Genomic DNA, 1,936 nt, shown 5'->3' with positions numbered 1-1,936 from the left:
GCGGAAATGGCCATTGTGGCTGCCATTACCCTGGTGGCCTCCGTGTCCGTGGCCCTGGGGCTCGACCGGGGCATCAAGCGGTTGTCCGAGTTCAACATCGTCGTAGCCCTGATCATTCTGCTGTTCGTCGCGGTGGCGGGGCCGACCCTGTTTATTGTTTCCGGTACCGTTCAGAACATCGGTGCCTACCTGCACAATCTGCCCTGGCTGGCTTTCTGGACCGAAGCCTACAACGAGGGCAACTGGCAGCGGCAGTGGACGGTGTTCTATTTTGCCTGGACGATCTCCTGGGCACCCTACGTGGGCATTTTTATCGCCCGGATCTCCAAGGGCCGCACCATCCGCCAGTTTGTGGCGGGCGCACTGGGGGCGCCGTTGCTGTTTACCATTGTCTGGTTTTCCGTGTTCGGCATGGCCGCCATCGATCTGGATCTGAATCACGGCACGGACATCGCCGGGCAGGTGCAGGCGGATGTGTCCGTGGCGCTTTTCAGTTTCCTCGAGCAGTTTCCGATCGCCACCCTGATCTCGACCCTGGCGGTGATTGTGATTGTGGTATTTCTGACCACCTCCGCCGATTCGGCGGCACTGGTGGTGGACCTGCTGTCGCGCAAGGACAGCCAACCTTCGCGCACCGCTCAGCGGGTGTTCTGGACCCTGCTCCTGGGGTTGGTTGCCGCAACGCTGTTGCTGGGGGGCGGACTGCAGGCGCTCCAGAATGTGATTACTGCGCTGGGTTTCCCGTTCTGTGTGCTACTGGTGTTCATGGCTTACTCATTGACCCGCGCCCTGCATGCGGACTATCTGGGGTATTCTATGGAGGAGCTCGCCGAAGGTAAGGCACCGGCGATGGGACCCATGGGCTCTCTNNGATCGCAAAGGTCGAGGAGATGACGAGTGACTGAACATCGTGCCTACCGGGTTCACCAGCCCGGTGATGAAAACGCCCTGAGTCTGGAGCACACGCCCGTGCCCGAACCGCGTGCGGGGCAGGTGAGGGTACGCCACAAGGCCATCGGCCTGAACTTTATCGACATATACCACCGCACGGGCCTGTATCCCCTGGACTTGCCGACGGGGCTGGGGCTGGAGGCCGCCGGGGTGATCGAGGCTCTGGGTCCGGACGTCCATGGCTGGAAGAAGGGCGATCGGGTGGCCTATTGCAGCGGCCCGCCCGGGGCCTATGCGGACTCCCACGTCGTCGCGGCGGATCGGCTATTGGCCTTGCCGGATGGCGTCGAGTATGAGGTTGCCGCCGCCACCTTGCTCAAGGGCCTGACCGCGGCCTATCTGTTACACCAGACCCATCCCGTTCAAGCCGGGGAAACCCTGCTGTGGCACGCCGCCGCTGGTGGTGTCGGGCTGCTGGCCTGTCAGTGGGCATCGCATATGGGGGCACGTGTTATTGGTACCGTCGGTTCTGATGCTAAAGCGAAGCTGGCGCTGGCGCGGGGTTGTGCGGAGGTAATTCGTTACCGTGAGGAATCTGTGGTGGATCGGGTTATGGCCCTGACAGACGGCAAGGGCGTGCCGGTGGTGTATGACTCGGTGGGCAAGGATACCTTTGATGTCTCTCTGGATTGCCTGGCCCGGCGCGGGCTGATGGTGAGCTTTGGCAACGCCTCCGGCGCCGTGCCGGAGTTCAGTCCCTTGCTGCTGGCTCAGAAAGGTTCTCTTTTTATCACCCGACCCACGCTGGGGCATTACGCAACCACGCGGGAGGAGTTGGAGACTCTGGCCGGGCTCTGGTTTGAGGCGGTGCTGTCCGGTGCGGTCACGGTGGATATCAATCAGACCTACCGCCTGGACGAGGTGCCTCGGGCGCATCGCGAGCTGGCAAACCGGCAGACCACCGGGGCCAGTGTTATTATTCCGTAAAGCGGATTGGGTTGCGGCGGATGCGCGCTGCATCTTTACGTTGGGTAACGGCGGATGC

The 1,936-nt window shown here is 62.3% G+C and carries 2 protein-coding genes; both read left to right on the top strand.

Going from position 1 to position 1,936, the window contains the following annotated elements; translation table 11 throughout:
* Positions 1-6: 6 nt before the first annotated feature.
* Positions 7-894 (top strand): BCCT family transporter, encoded by an 888-nt coding sequence (locus B3520_RS06405; protein WP_422655513.1) that lies wholly within the window; start codon positions 7-9, stop codon positions 892-894.
* 3 nt (positions 895-897) lie between these two features.
* Positions 898-1,878 (top strand): quinone oxidoreductase family protein, encoded by a 981-nt coding sequence (locus B3520_RS06400; protein WP_123637338.1) that lies wholly within the window; start codon positions 898-900, stop codon positions 1,876-1,878.
* The last annotated feature ends 58 nt before the right edge of the window (positions 1,879-1,936 follow it).

The sequence above is a fragment of the Marinimicrobium sp. UBA4509 genome, assembly GCF_002388575.1.
GTDB lineage: Bacteria > Pseudomonadota > Gammaproteobacteria > Pseudomonadales > Cellvibrionaceae > Marinimicrobium > Marinimicrobium koreense.
This window is presented reverse-complemented; position numbering and strand designations above follow the sequence as displayed.